The sequence below is a fragment of the Rhizobium sp. SRI_017 genome, assembly GCF_057586295.1.
Genome location: NZ_JBYCZP010000002.1, coordinates 1 through 18,019 on the forward strand (window position 1 = coordinate 1; position 18,019 = coordinate 18,019).

Here is an 18,019-nt window from a genome sequence, read left to right on the forward strand (position 1 = left end):
GCGGATCGGGTTCGTCATGATAGGCGGGGAGATCACTCTGGCGGCCGCTACATCACGATATCGAATGCGTCTAGCTGGCCCAACTGGATGTCCTTGACGACGAGAATGTCGCCGGTTTGGAAGCTGAACACCACGTCGCCATTCGAATTGGCGGCGAAGAACAGAGCCTGGCTGCCGTCGAAGATGCCCAGCGAACTGGACAGGTAGATCTTGTCGAGGTCGTCGTCGAAACGCTGGATCGTGTCTTTGCCGTAGCCGGAGGCGAAGCCGAAGTAGTCCGCGCCGCCGCCGCCGATCAAAGTGTCCGTGCCCGGAAGTCCATAAAGGACGTCACTGCCGCCATTGCCATAGAGACGGTTGTCCCCGGTATTTCCGCTTATGATATCATCGCCGCTGCCGCCCTTCGCATTTTCGATGAGCGAACGCCTGTCATTGTTGTGGATCAGAGCGTTGAAGATGTTGCCGCGGGCATGGCCATTGTTGGGCCCGCCTCCGAGATCAGACAACTGGCTGTTTGAAAATTTCGAGAAGCCTCCCGGCGCCAGATCGATCACCATGTCGGATTTGTAGGCGCTGAGATCATAGGTATCCTCCCCGCCTCCGTCCCAGATGGTGGCGAAGATCCTGTTGCCACCAGGATCGATCGCCACCTTGCCATTGACGTAGGTCTCGCCTCCTGTGGGCTTCCAGCTGTAGACGGTCCGGCCGCTATTGGTCGAGTAATCGGCACCGTACATGTGCTGCAGGGCAGCAATATCGGCCATCATATAGGTCTGCGGGGCACCGAAATGTTCGTAGGACGCAGCGCCGCCGGTGTCGCCGACATAGTTGGTATAGGTCATCAGAGAGTATTCTTGGGAATCCCAGTCAAAGGGAATGGTCCCAAAATTCGCTTCCGGCTGATGGCCGTGTTTCAATCCAAGGGCATGGCCGAGTTCGTGGAGCATCGTCGCTCCGGCAAATGTGCCGGCGACAGGATTGCGGTAATTCTCCTGGATCCCGAACCAGACGTCGCCGCCTCTCGAGTCGTTGGACGGATAAAATCCCCAGGCGGTCGGCGTCTGGTGGCTGGTTTCCGCCAGACGGAGCTCCGCCGATTTGTCCGATCCCTTGGAGATATCGAGGTTGGTGAAACCCTCCACCGAAAATCCATCATTGGCCGCGCTCCCGAAGCCCTTGTCGAGCGCGAACATCGCCATCTCTCGCTGGGCGCTGGAGACGGAATTAAAGCCGTGGTCCGGATAGCCGTTATAACTGTAGCTCTTGGCGTTGGTCGGAAACGCATATTCGACGGAATTCTGGGACCAGGCAAAACCGCTCAGAACGCCATCAACAAAAGCACTGCCGGAACTGAAGATGTTTGCTACACCCCTGGAAGTTGCATTGGCCAGCATGATGTTTCCCCTCCAGTTTTGCTTGATTTGCCTTTCAGGCACATAGTATAAACAAATACTAAAATGTCAATATTCTACGCCGGATACTAGCGGTAGGGTATTCAAGAACGTGTGTATCGTTCATCAAAGATGTGATGTCCGCGTTGCCCGATGGATGTTATTCTTACGATAGGAACCGGATCGCCTCGTCGCTCAGGATCTCAATACCACCAACGGCAATCATCGCGCGATGCCGGCGAGCGGCCCCGTTTCTCGGACAATATCGTGTTGATGGGGCAGACTTTGACTCTTATTCCGCTCGCCTATTTTAGCTTCCGTGTATTCCTCGGCTATGCTAGCCTTGATGCTATCAGAGGAGCGGACAGGGATTGGTTCGGCCAACTGCCCGCCTCGCGCAAATTTCAGCATTCCAATCACTTGTTCACGCGGGGAGGCAGTCATGGTCGCGTTCAATGTCGTGCGTTTCAAGGTCAAGGCGGGAATGGAGGATGCATTCCTTGATGCGCATCGTGGTATCGGCGAGAGCTGGGCCGGCTTGCGTCATGCCAACATCGTCAAGACCGGCGAGGGACGCTACTGCCTCATCGCGGAATGGGAGAGCATGGAGGCGCTGGCGGGCAGCCGATCGCAGATGATCGCCACGCTCGACAGTTTCCGCGCGACGCTCGAGGATCTCGGCGGTGGGCTAGGCGTCACGGATGCAGTCGCTGGAGCGGTCGTTCTGTCCGCCAAGTAGGACGCGCGGCCGGCTTGGAGCAACCACCGGAGCGGCCGGTTTCCCAACTGTCTCGCAACTGTCACAAACCTGTCGCAGAGACCTGCTTCTTTGCGCCCCAATGACAGGGAGTCGGCCATGACCATCGACCATCGCGAACAGCTCGAGCGCATCAAGGCGGAGATCGCCGACAGTTTCGACGAGGAACTGGAGATGCAGTTGGAGGAAGACCGGCTCGACGAACTTGTCGTCGAAGGCATGAGCGGGCCCGCGGCCGATACGCTGGATCGCAAGATCTATTTCCGCGAGCTCTTCCGCCTGCAGCACGAACTGGTCAAGCTGCAGGACTGGGTGCAGTACCAGAAGCTGAAGGTCGTCGTGATCTTCGAGGGCCGCGATTCCGCCGGCAAGGGCGGTGCGATCAAGCGAGTGACGCAGCGGCTCAATCCGCGTGTTTGCCGCGTCGTGGCGCTGCCGGCGCCGACCGAGCGCGAGCGCAGCCAGTGGTATTTCCAGCGCTATACCGCCCATCTGCCGACCGCCGGCGAAATGGTACTTTTCGACCGCAGCTGGTATAACCGTGCCGGCGTCGAGCGCGTGATGGGTTTCTGCACACCCGACGAGCTGGAAGAGTTCTTCCGCTCGGTACCGGAATTCGAGCGCATGCTCGTCCGCTCTGGCATCATCCTGATCAAGTACTGGTTCTCGATCACCGACGAGGAGCAGGAGTTCCGCTTTCGCATGCGCATCCACGATCCGCTCAAGCAGTGGAAGCTCTCGCCGATGGACCTGGAAAGCCGCGTCCATTGGGAGGACTACACCAAGGCCAAAGAAGAGATGCTGGCCCGCACGCACACGGCCGAAACCCCGTGGTGGGTCGTGGAGGCGGTGGACAAGAAGCGGGCGCGTCTCAACTGCATTGCCCATCTGCTGGCGCAGATTCCCTATAGCGACGTGCCCAAGCCGTCGATCGAACTGCCTGAGCGGGTGCGGCACGCGGACTATCGTCGCTCCGAGGTGCCGGATGAGCTCTATGTGCCCGAGGTCTACTGAGCGCGTGGCACCATAACGTCAATCGAGAGGCGGCCCGCATGATGCGGGCCGCCGCCGTTTTTGGCCGGAGCCGGGCCTGAAGTCAGCAATATCTGTCAGTCGGCGGCATGCCATGTTGTCTTTCATCGAAAGGGAGACGACAAATGCTCATGAAGACCGACAACACCAGGAACAGCTATGCGGCCCGTATCGGCCGGGTGGTGGACTATCTCCACGATCATCTCGAGGAGGAGCTCAATCTCGATCTGCTGGCCGATATCGCGGCCATGTCGCGCTGGCATTGGCACCGGGTCTATACGGCCATGCAGGGCGAGACTGTTGCTGCGACCGTCCGGCGACTGAGGCTCAGCCGCGCGGCCGACCGGCTTGCCAATTCCGAGGCCGATATCGGCGAGATCGCCCGGCGCGCCGGCTATACGACAGCTGAGGCCTTCGGCCGGGCCTTCAAGCAGTCCTACGGCTTGACCCCGGGCGCCTATCGCGAGGGCGGCAGCCATGCGCTCTTCAAGGCGGCCAACCGGGCGAGCGATGCGACCGGTTTCCCGGTTGAGATCGTGACGCTGCCGGCGATACACTGTGCGTCCCTGCCGCACAAAGGCAGCTATATGCTGATCAGTCGCGCCTTCGAGCGGCTCTTCGCCGCCGCCGGTCCGGCCGGCCTGGTGACGCGCCAGTCGCGGATGATCGGCGTCTATTATGACGACCCCGATGCCGTCGATACCGATGAACTGCGCTCGGCTGCCTGCATTGCCATGGCCGAAGGCGTGGCGTTGCCGTCCGGGCTTGAGGTCGTCGATACCAGGGGCGGAGCCTTTGCGAAGCTTTCATACAAAGGGCCCTATGCGGACATGCGCGACGCCTATCGCTGGCTGATGGGCGTCTGGCTGCCGGCATCAGGCCATGAGGCCGCCGACGGGCCGATGCTGGAGGAATATCTCAACAGCCCGGCCGACACCGCGCCCCCGGACCTGCGCACCGACATCCACCTGCCGATCGAGGCCATGTGACCTGAGGGGCCAAGATGCAGCCGATGCCGCGGGATGTGCAAGCCGCATTCGATGCCTTTCCGCCAGAGGTGCGGCATCGGCTCGCCGAGATCCGGGCGATGATTTTCGACATTGCCGCTGCGGATCCGTGCATCGGCGCCATCACCGAAACGCTGAAATGGGGCGAGCCGGCCTATCTGACCGAAGCCACCGGGAGCGGCAGCACGATCCGCCTCGGCTGGTCGCGTCAGCCGCCAGGTCGCGCCGCGCTCTATTTCATCTGCCGCACGACGCTGGTCGATGAATTCCGCGAGCCGTTCGGGGATGACTTCCAGTTTGAGGGCACGCGCGCCGTACTCCTGCCGGTCAGCGGCGGCATGGCACGTGCACCGCTCGAAATGATGCTTTCGCGAGCGCTGACCTATCACTTGCGGCCGCGTGGCGTCTGAAGGGGGGCGTCTCAGGCATCGCCCAGACGCAATCGTGGCGCGGACATGAATGACCGCGCCACGATGATCTGATTAAGCGGCGGCCGAAGCGGAACCGGCCAGCGGGACTTCCGCGATCGTCTTCAGGACCTGGGAAGCGATCTGGTAGGGGTCGCCCTGGGAGTTCGGGCGGCGATCTTCCAGATAGCCCTTGTAGTCATTCTTGATGAACGAGTGCGGAACGCGGATCGAGGCACCGCGGTCGGCCACGCCATAGGAAAACTTGTTCCACGGAGCGGTTTCGTGCTTGCCGGTCAGGCGCAGATGGTTGTCCGGACCGTATACGTCGATATGGTCCTTCCAGTTCTTTTCGAACGCAGCCATCAGTGCTTCGAAATAGGCTTTGCCGCCGACTTCGCGCATGTACTTGGTCGAGAAATTGCAGTGCATGCCCGAACCGTTCCAGTCGGTGTCGCCGAGCGGCTTGCAGTGATATTCGATGTCGATGCCGTATTTTTCCGTCAGGCGCTGCAGCAGGTAACGAGCCATCCAGATTTCGTCGGCGGCCTTCTTGGAGCCCTTGCCGAACACCTGGAATTCCCACTGGCCCTTGGCCACTTCGGCATTGATGCCTTCGTGGTTGATGCCGGCTTCGAGGCAGAGGTCGAGATGCTCTTCGACGATCTCGCGGGCGATATCGCCTACGTTCGAATAGCCGACGCCGGTGTAGTAGGGGCCCTGCGGAGCGGGGTAGCCATGCTCGGGGAAGCCGAGCGGGCGGCCGTCCTTGTAGAAGAAATATTCCTGCTCGAAGCCGAACCAGGTGCCCTCGTCATCGAGGATCGTCGCACGAGCGTTGGAGGCGTGCGGGGTGACGCCATCGGGCATCATGACTTCGCACATCACGAGCACGCCGTTGGTGCGGGCCGGATCCGGATACAGCGCGACGGGCTTGAGTACACAATCGGAGCTGCGGCCTTCGGCCTGCATGGTCGACGAGCCGTCGAAGCCCCAGAACGGGAGCTGCTCGAGCGTCGGGAAGGCTTCGAATTCCTTGACCTGCGTCTTGCCGCGCAGGTTCGGTACCGGGGTATAGCCATCGAGCCAGATGTACTCGAGCTTGTATTTCGTCATTTCAGACCTCTCATAGGTATAGCGGAGCCTCCCTGGCTCCCCGAACTTCTGGCTACCGGCACAGCCGGTCGCCATGGGCCGCACATGGAGATGCATGTGGCGTGCCAACCGACCGCAGTGCGGCATTCTGTCCATCATTTTTGCTCTGTTGCGTGATTTCGAGGCATTTTCACAGAGTGCCCTGCCGGATTGCAAACGCTGGAAGCATGAGCGTGCAAAAATACTGCCTATATTTTAATCAGTGTGAATTTTTTTTGTGCAATGTGGAACGAGATCGTGTATAAGGAATTCAGGACAGACTCTTATTGACGACTGGAGTAATTTCGAAATGCGGCTGAACGAGAAGCGCGAGAGCGCCCAGATCATACAATTCCCCTTGAATAGACGGTTCGAAACTCATCGGCCGGATGTGGCGCAGGTTGTCGATCCGCGCGTCGCTGCGGCCCTCGACCCGGCCTGGTATCACATGGAAGCCATCGATGCGCCGGCTCCGGCCATCCCGCCAAAGCACTGAAAACAAAGCGCTTCCACCTTAGTGGAAGTTTCGGCCCTTGGGCATGACTCCGGCTGCGGGCTTGTAGCTCAGATTGTGCCTGACATTGCGCGGATGAGAGCGGCTGTCCGCCTCGACCGGTCTGCGGACCTCGTCGGCATTGGTGGCCGTGATGTCGAACTCGGTGCCTGAGAGCTTTGCGAGCATCGGGCTATAGTCGTAAAGCCTGTTGGCGATGACGTGAATCACCCCGCTCTCCTTCTGAACAATTCCATCGACCGCGCAGAGCCGGCTTCCCAACACCTCCGCCCTGAACCTCTCGAAAACCTTCGGCCAGACGATCACATTGGCGATATGGGTCTCGTCCTGCAGCGTCATGAAGATGACGCCCGAGGCCGTGCCGGGCCGTTGCCGAACGAGCGTTAGGCCCGCGACCCTGACCTTGCTGCCATTCCTGATATCGTCATCGGCAAGGCGGGCAGACGGCAATACCCGCTCTGCCTCGAGCCAGGGGCGCAGCAAGGCGGCGGGATGCCCCTTCAACGACAGGCCGAGCGTGCGGTAATCCTCGACGATATGTTCACCCATGATCATCGGTGGCAGGCGAAAATCCGGTTCGAGATTGTGCGCCTTGCGGATCGAAAAGAGCGGCAGATCTTCCTGCCCGCCAACCCGGTTCAGGCCCCGCGCAGCCCAGAGTGCATCCCGCCTCTCAAGACCGAGCGAACGAAAACAATCCGCATCCGCGAGCCGCTCGATCGTCGAAGGCTCGAGCCCGCCGCGCAGCCATACGTCGCGGACTGAATCGTAGCCGGCACCACGGCTGGCGACGAAGGCCTTGATCTCCTCCTCACGCAATCCCTTGATCTGCCTGAAGCCGAGCCGGAGGGCATGATCGGATTGGAGCATATAGGTCATTGCGGCATTGCGCGGATGAAGATGCTCGGCGGCGACCGGCCCGCGCTCCAGTCCGTTGTCCCAGTCGGAATGGTTGATATCGGGCGGGCGGGCCTCGACGCCATGTTCGACCGCATCGCGGACGATTTCCGAGGGGGCGTAGAAACCCATCGGCTGGGAATTGAGCAGGGCGGCCGCGAAAATGTCCGGATAATGGCATTTCAGCCAGGATGAGGCATAGACGAGAAGCGCGAAGCTCGCGGCATGGCTTTCAGGGAATCCATATTCGCCAAAACCCTCGATCTGCTTGAAGCATTGCTGGGCGAATTCGAGTTCATAGTCATTGTCCAGCATGCCCTGGATGAATTTCTCCTTGAGAGTGTGAATGATCCCGGTCCGGCGGAATGTCGCCATGGCGCGCCTGAGGCGATCTGCTTCCGGCGCGCTGAACCCGGCTGCGACAATGGCGATCTGCATGGCCTGTTCCTGGAAGAGCGGGATGCCCAGCGTTCGCTCGAGCACGCCCTTGAGGGCCTCCTTGGGATAGACGACCTGTTCGATACCCTGCCGGCGCTTGAGATAGGGATGCACCATGCCGCCCTGGATCGGGCCAGGCCGAACGATGGCGACCTCGATGACGAGATCGTAGAATTCCCTCGGCTTCAGCCTCGGGAGCATAGACATTTGCGCCCGGCTTTCGACCTGGAAGACGCCGATCGAATCCGCGCGGCAGAGCATGCCGTAGACGGCGGGATCCTCCTTGGGCAGGCTTGCAAGGGTCAGCGGCTTCCGTTCGGGACTCCAGTCGGGATAGGCCGCATCGACCATGTCGAAAGCCTTCTTCAGGCAGGTCAGCATGCCGAGCGCCAGCATGTCGACCTTGAGGATTTCGAGAACCTGCAGGTCGTCCTTGTTCCATTCGACGACGATGCGGTCGTCCATACGGGCGTTCTGGATCGGCACGATCTCGTCGAGATTGTCATGGGTGATGACGATGCCGCCGACATGCTGGGAGAGATGTCGCGGGAAATCCTGCAATTCCTCGACCAGTTGCAGGCATATGAACAGTTTGCTGTCGTCGAGATCGAGGCCCAGTGCCTTGAGATCTTCCTGCCTGATCCCCTTCGACCACCAATGCAGTGTACGCGAGATCGCCATGATATGGTCTTCCGAATAGCCGAAGGCCTTGGCGACATCACGCAGCGCGCTGCGCCGACGATAACAGATCAGGGTCGAAGTCAGGGCGGCTCGCCGGTTTCCGTATTTGTTGAAGACATACTGGATGACTTCCTCGCGGCGCTCATGCTCGAAATCGATGTCGATATCTGGCGGCTCGTTTCGCTCGGTCGAGATGAAGCGGTCGAAGAGGAGCTTGTTCTTCGCCGGGTTCACTTCAGTGACTTCAAGGCAATAGCAGATCGAGGAATTGGCGGCCGAACCGCGCCCCTGGCAGAGTATGCCGCGCTCGTAGCGGGCAAAGCGGACGATGTCGGCGACGGTGAGGAAATAGGGCGCATATTTGAGATGCCGGACGATATCGAGTTCGCGTCTGACGGTGGCCGAGACCTGGTCGGGAATGCCTCCGGGATAACGCTTTGCTGCGCCCTTCCAGGTCATGTCCTCCAGCGCTTCCTGGGCCGAGCCATAGCCCTGGACTGTTTCCAGGGGATAGTTGAATTTGAGATCGTCGAGCTTGAAGGAAAGCCCGCTCAGGAACCGCTCGGTCTCCGCCACGGCGCCTGGTGCGAGCTTGTAGAGACGCTCCATTTCCTTTTGCGGCTTGAGATGCCGTTCGGCATTGGGGGCAAGCAGGCGGCCGGCTTCCTCCAGCGTGGTCTTTTCGCGGATGCAGGTCATGACGTCGAGCAGCGCCCGCCGTTGCGGCACATGGCAGAGCGGTTCGGTTGTCGCGATCAGTCGGGCGCGGGTTTCGAAGGCCAGGTCGCTCAATATTCGAAGCCTGCGCCTGTCCTCGCCATCGAAAACGAAGCGGGCGGCAAGCCAGACCGAACGGCAGCGGTTGCGGATGGCGGCGAGCACGTCCCGAAGCCTTTGCTCTGGTAGCGCACCTTCGGCGAGATCGGGGATGACGATCGCCTGCTGCCCCTCGGCATGTTCAAGGAACATCTTGAAAGTCAGCCAGCACTCGCCTTTTGGTGCGTGTTCGTTGCCAAGTGTCAGCAGGCGGGTAAGCCGGCCATAGGCTGCTCTGTCCTTGGGATAAACGACGATATCGGGCGTGCCGTCGCGGAAGACGAGCCTGACGCCGATCGCAAGCTTGACGGTCTGGCTTGATCCTTCGGCCTTTGCCTGAACATGCATCTCCCTCGATTTGGCATAGGCTCGCACCACGCCGGCGACCGTGTTGCGGTCGGCGATGCCGATGCCGGTATAGCCGAGCGCCCAAGCCTGCTCGACGAACTCCTCCGGATGCGATCCCGCCCGCAGGAACGAGAAGTTGGTCGTGGTGCAGAGTTCGACGAAGCCACTCATGGGAAGATGCCATGCAGGTACCATTGCGGCGTCATGCCGTCGCGCGGGCCTTCGCTGTAGAGCCAGAAGCGGCGGCCATCCTTGTCCTCGACGCGATAGTAATCCCGCGTCCGGTCATCAGGCGCACGCAGCCAGTTGGGGGCGATGCGCTCGGGGCCTTCGGCACGGATGACATCGTGGGCAATGCGCCGCCAGGTGAAGCGTTTGGGCGGGCCATCCGGCATGGGGGAGATGGCGGTGACCGGCTGGGCCTTGCGGAACAAGGTGAGAGGGCGCCGGACCACGCCGTCTTCGGCGAGGGGCGGTGCATTGGCGGCCACCGGCAGCTTGGTCCAGCGGTTGGTGCGCTCCGGGGCATGGACGAGGCGGACCGAGGGGCGGCCGATGCTCTGGTCACCGAGACGGATGGCCAGGCGGTCGACCAGCCGTGCCTCGGCCTCCCGGTCGCGGATGGAGACGGGTGCAAGATCGATCGGGCGGAGGATGACGGGCAGGATCTCGTGGGCGTCGAGGCGGATCGCGTCGAAGCCGAATTCGGCGTCCAGCGCCTGGGGCGTCAGGCCGATGCGTTCGCCGAGCAGGCGGAGCACGATGCCGGGATCGCTTTCGGCCCTGCTGAGGCCGAGCTCGACCGCGCGCGTCCGGTTGTCGACGCCGAAGAGATGGAGGCGGAAAATCAGCGCGCCTTTGCCATCCTGTCGGAGGCGGCTGCAGAGCTCTTCGGTCAGGCTCTCCGCCACGGTCATGACCGCTTCCATGCTTGTTATAGGCTCGACCAGCCGGCGAAGCGCGAATTGCTCGGGCGGCGGGCGGTGTGGTGTCAGCGCCTCTCGCGTCCGGCCGAAGGCCTGGTCGAGACGCATCATGGCATGCCTGCCGGCGCGGGCGGTGAAGGGTTTGCGCGGCCCATTCATGATCTGGCCGATGGTTTCGAGTCCAAGCCGTTTCATCAGCGTGATCGCGCTGTCCTCGAGCCGAAGGGCTGTGACGGGGAGCGGGGAGAGAATATCGCCCAGTGTGTCCTCGTCGGCGAGGCGGGCGCGGCCGGCGCGCGCCATGGCCCAGGCGGCGCCCGGTGTCGGCGCGATGGCCGATCGGCTGATGAAGCCCTGCTTCGTCAATCGCTTCTCGATATCCGAGAGCACTGCGCCATCGCCGCCGAAGAGATGTGAACAGCCGGTCAGGTCGATGAACAGCCCATGCGGCGGATCCTTGACGACGATGGGGGAATAGCGGTCGCACCAGCTGGCGATCCGGTCGAGCAGCATGCCATCGGCTTCCTCGTCGGCCTCGACCGCCACGAGATGCGGCTGCACCGCACGCGCATCGGCGACCGGCATGCCGACCCGGAGGCCCAGCGCAGAGGCCCGGCGATCGAGCGAGGTGATTGTGTAGGCATTGCCCGTCTTGGCATAGACGATCAGCGGCTTGTCACCGGGCGAGACCTGACCGGAGCGGATCAGCCGATCTGAGGGGAGCCTCGGCAGCCACAGGGCCAACCAGCGGGACATCAAGCGTGATCCGGTCTTCCAGGAGGTGGAAAGCATGATCGTGAACGCTCCAGCGAAGATTGAACGAGAGACCGTGGGGACCGGCGCGATTGCGGGCGAGATGGACGGAGAAGGCAGGCGGCCCGAGTTCATCCTCCTCGCCCGGGCTGGGTGCGGCGCTGACCCGCCAGCGGGCGCGGGCGGCACTCGATCCAGCGGCATCGAGCCGAAGCAGCAGACATCGCGTGCGGTAATGCTCGGCCATCAGCAAGAGCCGCCTGGTATCGGTGAGGCTCAATCCCTTCTTCGACGGCGTGATCGCACAGAGTGCGAAGATGCCGGGGGTCGAGAGTGCCTGCTCGGTGGCCCAGAGCGCATCCTTCTGCGATTGGGCGCGGACGAGCAGGAGCCGTTCGAGCGGCATGCCGAATTGGGCAAGCCCCTCGGCATTGGGCAGCCCGTCCTCGAAGAAATCCTCTTCCGGCGCCGCCCAGAAGATCAGCCCGCCTTCGGATGCCATCAGCGCCCAGGCAAGCGCGAAGCCCAGCGCCGAGACGTGGTCGCCATAGGCCGTTGGCATCACTTCGATCAGTGGGGCAGGGGTAATGGCTTTTCGCAACCCGTCGAATGTGAGATCGGACGGGGCCTTTTCGGTCACCCGCACGAGACGCAACGCCGCTGGATCAAGAGGAATGGACATTCGAAAAAACTAGAACAAAAAGAGAACATTGACAAGCGGAGTCTTCCGATCCTGGCGGCAAAAGCAGAATCATTTCGGTAACTTGTTGGAATCGTGCGGAGAGTCGGAATTTGCGCGTGCCGGATCCGGTGTGATTGTCCTATGGTGTTGAAACGACTCCGATATTGAGGACCCCCATGAGTGAATTGGACATCCGCCGGTCGATCATCGACCATTGCCGCCAGATGAATGCGACGGGGCTGAACCAGGGCACGGCCGGCAATATCAGCGTGCGCCATGGCGACCGGATGCTGATCACGCCGAGCGCCATTCCCTATGACGAGATGGAGCCCGAGATGATCGCCTCTCTCGCCGTCGACAGTACGGACGGCGCCTGGGAGGGGCCGAAGAAGCCTTCGGTCGAATGGCGCTTCCATCTCGACATCATGCGCGCGCGGCCGGAGGTCGGTTCGATCGTCCATACCCATTCGACCTATGCCACGATCCTCGCCATGGCGCGCAAGCCGATCCCGGCCTGCCACTACATGATCGCGGCGTTCGGCGGCAACAATGTCCGGGTCTGCAACTATGCACGCTATGGCACCAAGGCGCTTTCGATCAACGTTCTCAAGGCACTCGACGGGCGCAGCGCCTGCCTGATGGCCAATCACGGCATGCTGGCGACCGGCTCCAGCCTTCCCAAGGCGATGTGGGCGGCGATCGAGCTCGAGACCATCGCCAAGCAATATTACCACACGCTGCTGATAGGCGGACCGGTGATCCTGCCCGACGACGAGATCGCTGGTGTCGTCGAGAGCTTCGGCAGCTACGGCCATCAAGGCAAGAAATAGGCTGGACCTAGCCTGTGGGATAAGGGCCGGCCTTGCGACCGGTATATTGACCGTCGCATTTGCGGCTTACTACTCTCGCCCCTGACAAGAGAGGGAATAGAATGTCGTCCACCCCGAAGCCGCCGACGCCGGAAGAGCTCCATCATCACGCCACCGCCATGGGCGGCCGTGATCCGCATGAGGAGCACCGTACGGCAACCCCGCTGGAATTGCTCTTCGATCTGACCTTCGTCATCGCCTTCGGACTTGCCGCCTCGCAATTCGCCCATGCCCTGGCCGAGGCGCATTATTTCACCGCACTGGTCGGCTTCGGCTTCGCCTGCTTCGCCATATGCTGGGCCTGGATCAATTTCTCCTGGTTCGCCTCGGCCTATGACACCGACGACTGGATTTTTCGAACGGTCACCATGGTGCAGATGATCGGCGTCATCGTGCTGGCCATCGGACTGCCGCGGATGTTCGCCTCGATCGAACAAGGTCAGCAGTTCGACAACGGCATCATGGTGCTCGGCTATGTCATCATGCGGGTAGCGCTGATCTTCCAATGGCTGAGGGCCGCGAAACAGGATCCGGCGCGACGGAGCGCCTGCATGGCCTATGTTGTCGCGGTCACCATCGCGCAACTCGGCTGGGTCGTCCTGATCTTCATCGACTTCTCGCTGCTGGTGACATTCCTCATGTCGGCGGTCCTGGTCGTCGTGGAAATGACCGGTCCCTATATCGCCGAGAGGCGGTTCGGCGGTACGCCATGGCATGCCCATCACATCGTCGAGCGCTATGGCCTGCTCGCGATCATCGCCTTGGGCGAGGGCGTGGTCGGCACGGTGGCGAGCCTGTCGGCCGCCGTGGATGGCCAGGGCTGGACCGTGGATGCGGCACTGATCTGCATATCAGGCACGGGGCTGACCTTCGCCATGTGGTGGGTCTATTACATCATGCCGAGCGCCCATGTGCTGCATATGCACCGCGAACGTTCATTCGTCTGGGGCTATAGCCACATGATCATCTTCGCGGCGATCGTGGCAACCGGGGCGGGGCTGCATGTCGCGGCTTATTATATCGATCACAAGGCGCATATCGGACCGGTGGCGACTTTGCTCACTGTCGCCGTGCCGGTACTCGTCTATCTCACGGCGATCTATGCGCTCTATACCTATCTCGTCGGGGAGCGTGACCGCTTTCACGCCTGGCTCATCGCCGCCACGCTGGTTGTGATCGCGGCCTCCATTGCCGCGGCGGCGGCCGGGCTCAACCTCACCTATGCGCTCATCATCCTGATGTTCGCACCGATCGTCACCGTGATCGGCTATGAAGTTCTCGGTCATCGGCATCAGGCCGAAGCGCTGGAGCGCGATATCGAGAAGAGCGGGACTGTGCGTTGAGGCAAAGAAAAACGCGGCCCTTGCGAGGCCGCGTTGAACGTTTTCGCTCAGTCGCGCCGTAATCAGGCGATCTTCGGCGCCAGGCTGCCGGACTTGTAGCGCTTGGCCATTTCCGAGAGTGAGATCACCTTGATCTTGTCGGCATTGCCGGCCGTGCCGAAGGCTTCGAAGCGTTCGATGCAGAGCTTCTTCATCGCGGCCATGGCGGGCGCAAGATATTTGCGCGGGTCGAATTCCGAAGGGTTCTCGGTCAGCACCTTGCGGATCGCGCCGGTCATCGCCATGCGGTTGTCGGTGTCGATGTTGATCTTGCGCACGCCGTGCTTGATGCCGCGCTGGATTTCCTCGACCGGCACGCCCCAGGTCGGCTTCATCTGGCCGCCATATTTGTTGATGATCTCCTGCAACTCGACAGGAACCGAGGACGAGCCGTGCATCACCAGATGTGTGTCGGGCAGACGACGGTGGATTTCCTCGATGACATTCATCGCCAGCACCGCACCGTCGGGCTTGCGGGAGAACTTGTAGGCGCCGTGGCTGGTGCCCATGGCGACGGCGAGCGCATCGACCTGGGTGTCGCGCACGAACTGGGCGGCTTGTTCGGGGTCGGTGAGAAGCTGGTCATGGCTCAGCACGCCCTCGGCGCCGTGGCCGTCTTCCTGCTCGCCTTCGCCCGACTCGAGCGAGCCGAGAACGCCGATCTCGCCTTCGACCGACACGCCGCCCCAATGGGCCATGTCGGTAACGCGGCGGGTGATACCGGCATTATAGGCGTAGTCGGCGGGCGTCTTGCCGTCTTCCTTGAGCGAGCCATCCATCATGACCGACGTGAAGCCATGCTGCATCGCGGTGGTGCAGGTCGCTTCGTTATTGCCGTGATCGAGATGCATGCAGACCGGGATCTCGGGATGAAGCTCGACCAGCGCATCGATCAGCTTGGCGAGCACGATGTCATTGGCATAGGAGCGCGCACCGCGGCTGGCCTGAAGAATGACGGGCGAATTGGTCGCCGCAGCGGCCTCCATGATGGAGAGGCCCTGTTCCATGTTGTTGATATTGAATGCTGGAACGCCATAGCTGTGTTCCGCGGCGTGATCGAGCAATTGCCTCAATGTGATACGCGCCATCGCGAGCTCCTTCCCTTCTTCGTTCCTGCCTTGGACAGCAGGTTTGGCGGGTGCGATATTGCCGGAACCACGGGCCCGGTCAATGCCGCAGCCGAATATTCAGTTATTTTGCAAATGCGAAAATCAATTACGGCGGCATGCGAAAAGCGCAGGGTGCCGCTGTCAGACGGTCTCAGTGGGTTGATCCGCCCGACGTCAGGAACAGGCCCAGGCCGAAAGTCGCAAGGCCGGCATTGAAGCCGACGATAGATAGTATCAGGCCCAAAATGCTGGCGCTGGAGATCAGGAACGCCGTCAGGAAGACGAGTCCGATCATGAAAGCAACGGCGATGACGGCGAATGCGGAGCGCTGCATCGCTGTAAACAAACCCGTCGCCAATGCTGTCACAAAGATCATCCGTCTCTCCAGAGCCCGCGATACCGCCTGGAGATTGCATGAAACCTTCTAAGAAAGCTTTCGCCCGATAGTCCGCATTTTAGCGAAGCATCGGTTTGCCTCCCACCTTGCCGCATCCTCATGTCCGGCGTCCTCCGGAAACCAGAATGAGCGCATCAGCCCACAAGGCAACCTCGAATCATTCACTTCAATGTGAAACCTTGAAATCCATGAGCAAATACCGACGAGCGTGCGCACCTGCCGCTGCACTTGAGGCGGCTTCGGCGGGAAAATGCGCCCTTGTATTCGACCGATTCGGCCAATGAGTGAAAAAGGGCGGCACAAGGGCCGCCCTCGATTTGCTGCCGGATTGAACGTTCAGACCATCGCGCCGGGACCAGGCTCGGCGCCCGGTGGCACCTTGCCAAGGATGATCATGCCGAGCACTTCATCCTTGGTCACGTCCTGGGTGCGGGCATGGCCGACGACCTTGCCGTTCTTCATGACAGACACGCGGTCGGCGAGGTCGAAGACGTCGTGGATGTCGTGGCTGATCAGGAAGATGCCGATGCCATCCTTCTTGAGCTGCTTGATGAGTTCGCCGACCTGTGCCGTTTCCTGAGGGCCGAGTGCCGCCGTGGGCTCGTCCATGATCAGTATGCGGGCGTTGAACAGGATCGCGCGGGCGATGGCGACCGACTGGCGCTGACCGCCCGAGAGGGCCTTCACCGGCTCCTTGAAGCGGCGGAAGTTCGGATTGAGGCGGCCCATGACCTTGCGGGCCTCCGCTTCCATCGCGACGTCATCGAGCGTGCCCCATTTTGTGAGGATCTCGCGGCCGAGGAAAAGGTTGGCGGCGGCATCGACATTGTCGGCCAGACCGAGCGTCTGGTAGATCGTCTCGATGCCGTGGCGTTTGGCCTGGCGGGGATTGTTGATCTCCACAGTATCGCCATTGATGAAGATATCGCCGTGGTCGCGCTGGTAGGCGCCGGAGAGCACCTTGATCAACGTCGACTTGCCCGCACCGTTATGGCCGAGAAGGGCCACGACTTCGCCAGGAAAGAGGTCGATCGACGCATGATCGACCGCCTTGATGCCGCCGAAGGCGATCGAGATGTCCTTCATCTCGACGAGCGGGGTGCCGGAGGGCTTCTGGTACTTCGCAACTGCGTCCATTTTTTCGCCCTCCCTTACTTGGCGTGCTTGCGGTAGACAGTGTCGATATAGACGGCCAGCACGAGGACCGCGCCAACGACCATGGCCTGGATGGCCGCATCGAAGCCGATCAGCACCATGCCCGAATAGAGCGACTGCATGATCAGTGCACCGATCATGGCACCGTAGATCGTGCCCGAACCACCGGCCAGCGACGTGCCGCCGATGACGGCCGCCGCGATGACATAGAGCTCGTCGAACTGGCCGAGCGCCACCGTCGAGGCCTTGAGGCGAGCCGAGGAAATGCAGGCCGAGATGCCGACCAGGAAACCCATCAGCGAGAAGATCATCATCGTCAGGCGCTTGGTGTTGATACCGGCGAGATCGGCGGCTTCCGGATTGCCGCCCATGGCGAAGACGTAGCGGCCGAACTTGGTGCGCGTGGTGACAAAGGTCATGGCGAGAACGACGAAGAGCGCTATGAGAACCGGGATTGCCCAGCCGTGGCCGATGGCGCCCAGTGTCGCGGGATCGAGGCTATTCGCCTTGGCATATTCGTTGACGATGCCCTTCGGCCAGACATAGGAATTCATCACGAAGGTGGCGCCGAGCACAATGACCGCGCTCATGATGCCGATCGTATATTCGGCCCAGATCGGTCGCATCGGGAAGCCGAAGCGGATGCGCTGGCGACGGGCCGATATCAGCAAGGCGACGATGCCGATGCAGGCGAGAACCGCGACGATCCAGCTCCAGGTCACGCCGATCGAGCCATAGGGTCCACCGCCGATGAGCGAGAAATTTGCATCGATCGGGGCGATGGTTTCACCGCGGGCCACCCACCATGCGGCGCCGCGCCAGACCAGCATGCCGCCGAGCGTCACAATGAAGGACGGGATTTCCAGATAGGCAATCATATAGCCGTGGAACGTGCCGACCAGAACGCCCATGACGAGGCCGAAGAGCACGGTGATGATCCAGATCGAGGGATGTCCGATACCGAGCATGCTGGGCAGGATCCAGACCTGAAGCGCACCCATCAGCATGGCGACGACGCCAAGCATGGAGCCCACGGAAAGGTCGATATTGCGGGTGACGATGATCAGCACCATGCCGGTCGCCATGACGGTTATCGACGAGGTCTGAACGGAAAGGTTCCACAGGTTACGGAAGGTCAGGAACGCGCCAAAGCCATTGACGAAATAGCCGTAGAAATGAAAGCCGATCCAGATCGCGATCAGCGCGCCGATCATGCCGAGCATGCGGGTGTCGATCTCGGTCGCTCTGAGGAATGTCTTGATCGGTCCTTCCTGGACGAAAGTCGGTCCACTCAATGTTTGTGCGTCGCTCATCGCTCGCCTCC

At 61.3% G+C, this 18,019-nt stretch carries 16 protein-coding genes; 7 read left to right on the forward strand and 9 right to left on the reverse strand.

Annotation, left to right across the window (positions count from 1 at the left end):
* Positions 1 to 47: 47 nt before the first annotated feature.
* Entirely contained in the window at positions 48 to 1,394 is a 1,347-nt protein-coding gene (locus AC2YI2_RS04775) for a M10 family metallopeptidase (protein ID WP_487385298.1), read from the reverse strand.
* A 439-nt stretch (positions 1,395 to 1,833) separates the two neighbouring features.
* Between AC2YI2_RS04775 and AC2YI2_RS04780 the strand changes: the two genes are divergently transcribed.
* The 4 genes from AC2YI2_RS04780 (at position 1,834) to AC2YI2_RS04795 (ending at position 4,597) form a co-directional block, all read left to right on the forward strand.
* Positions 1,834 to 2,130: an antibiotic biosynthesis monooxygenase gene (locus tag AC2YI2_RS04780; protein ID WP_487385299.1), complete on the forward strand. Its 297-nt coding sequence runs from the start codon at positions 1,834 to 1,836 to the stop codon at positions 2,128 to 2,130.
* Positions 2,131 to 2,247: 117 nt separating this feature from the next.
* Entirely contained in the window at positions 2,248 to 3,162 is a 915-nt protein-coding gene (gene ppk2 / locus AC2YI2_RS04785; protein ID WP_487385300.1) for a polyphosphate kinase 2, read from the forward strand.
* A 143-nt stretch (positions 3,163 to 3,305) separates the two neighbouring features.
* A complete protein-coding gene (locus AC2YI2_RS04790) occupies positions 3,306 to 4,169 on the forward strand; it encodes an AraC family transcriptional regulator (protein ID WP_487385301.1) in 864 nt (287 codons plus the stop codon).
* A 14-nt stretch (positions 4,170 to 4,183) separates the two neighbouring features.
* Entirely contained in the window at positions 4,184 to 4,597 is a 414-nt protein-coding gene (locus AC2YI2_RS04795) for a DUF1801 domain-containing protein (RefSeq protein WP_487385302.1), read from the forward strand.
* Positions 4,598 to 4,669: 72 nt separating this feature from the next.
* Here AC2YI2_RS04795 and AC2YI2_RS04800 read toward each other — a convergent pair whose 3' ends face one another.
* Complete coding sequence (locus AC2YI2_RS04800; RefSeq protein WP_487385303.1) at positions 4,670 to 5,710, reverse strand: glutamine synthetase beta-grasp domain-containing protein; 1,041 nt, start codon at positions 5,708 to 5,710, stop codon at positions 4,670 to 4,672.
* Positions 5,711 to 6,038: 328 nt separating this feature from the next.
* Between AC2YI2_RS04800 and AC2YI2_RS04805 the strand changes: the two genes are divergently transcribed.
* Complete coding sequence (locus tag AC2YI2_RS04805; protein ID WP_487385304.1) at positions 6,039 to 6,224, forward strand: DUF2735 domain-containing protein; 186 nt, start codon at positions 6,039 to 6,041, stop codon at positions 6,222 to 6,224.
* A gap of 18 nt (positions 6,225 to 6,242) precedes the next feature.
* Here AC2YI2_RS04805 and AC2YI2_RS04810 read toward each other — a convergent pair whose 3' ends face one another.
* The 3 genes from AC2YI2_RS04810 to AC2YI2_RS04820 are packed head-to-tail and all read right to left on the reverse strand — an operon-like array spanning position 6,243 to position 11,783.
* A complete protein-coding gene (locus AC2YI2_RS04810) occupies positions 6,243 to 9,593 on the reverse strand; it encodes an error-prone DNA polymerase (RefSeq protein WP_487385305.1) in 3,351 nt (1,116 codons plus the stop codon).
* On the reverse strand, positions 9,590 to 11,104 hold the full coding sequence (locus AC2YI2_RS04815) for a Y-family DNA polymerase (RefSeq protein ID WP_487385306.1): 1,515 nt from the start codon (positions 11,102 to 11,104) through the stop codon (positions 9,590 to 9,592). The genes AC2YI2_RS04810 and AC2YI2_RS04815 overlap by 4 nt, the downstream gene beginning before the upstream one ends.
* Complete coding sequence (locus AC2YI2_RS04820) at positions 11,025 to 11,783, reverse strand: ImuA family protein (protein WP_487385307.1); 759 nt, start codon at positions 11,781 to 11,783, stop codon at positions 11,025 to 11,027. Before AC2YI2_RS04820 ends, AC2YI2_RS04815 begins: the two co-directional genes overlap by 80 nt.
* 176 nt (positions 11,784 to 11,959) lie before the next feature.
* Between AC2YI2_RS04820 and AC2YI2_RS04825 the strand changes: the two genes are divergently transcribed.
* Both AC2YI2_RS04825 and AC2YI2_RS04830 read left to right on the forward strand, forming a co-directional pair.
* Positions 11,960 to 12,613: a class II aldolase/adducin family protein gene (locus tag AC2YI2_RS04825; protein ID WP_487385308.1), complete on the forward strand. Its 654-nt coding sequence runs from the start codon at positions 11,960 to 11,962 to the stop codon at positions 12,611 to 12,613.
* Positions 12,614 to 12,714: 101 nt separating this feature from the next.
* A complete protein-coding gene (locus AC2YI2_RS04830; protein ID WP_487385309.1) occupies positions 12,715 to 13,995 on the forward strand; it encodes a low temperature requirement protein A in 1,281 nt (426 codons plus the stop codon).
* 62 nt (positions 13,996 to 14,057) lie between these two features.
* Here the strand turns inward: AC2YI2_RS04830 and fba are convergent, their stop codons facing one another.
* The 4 genes from fba to AC2YI2_RS04850 all read right to left on the reverse strand — a co-directional run bounded on the left by fba (position 14,058) and on the right by AC2YI2_RS04850 (position 18,008).
* Positions 14,058 to 15,122: a class II fructose-bisphosphate aldolase gene (gene fba, locus AC2YI2_RS04835; RefSeq protein ID WP_487385310.1), complete on the reverse strand. Its 1,065-nt coding sequence runs from the start codon at positions 15,120 to 15,122 to the stop codon at positions 14,058 to 14,060.
* Between the two features lie 172 nt (positions 15,123 to 15,294).
* Positions 15,295 to 15,519, reverse strand: coding sequence for a hypothetical protein (locus AC2YI2_RS04840; RefSeq protein ID WP_487385311.1), 225 nt, complete (start codon positions 15,517 to 15,519; stop codon positions 15,295 to 15,297).
* 357 nt (positions 15,520 to 15,876) lie between these two features.
* Entirely contained in the window at positions 15,877 to 16,677 is an 801-nt protein-coding gene (locus AC2YI2_RS04845; protein WP_487385312.1) for an ATP-binding cassette domain-containing protein, read from the reverse strand.
* Positions 16,678 to 16,691: 14 nt separating this feature from the next.
* Positions 16,692 to 18,008, reverse strand: a complete 1,317-nt coding sequence (locus AC2YI2_RS04850) for a sugar ABC transporter permease (RefSeq protein WP_487385313.1) — start codon at positions 18,006 to 18,008, stop codon at positions 16,692 to 16,694.
* Positions 18,009 to 18,019: the final 11 nt, after the last annotated feature.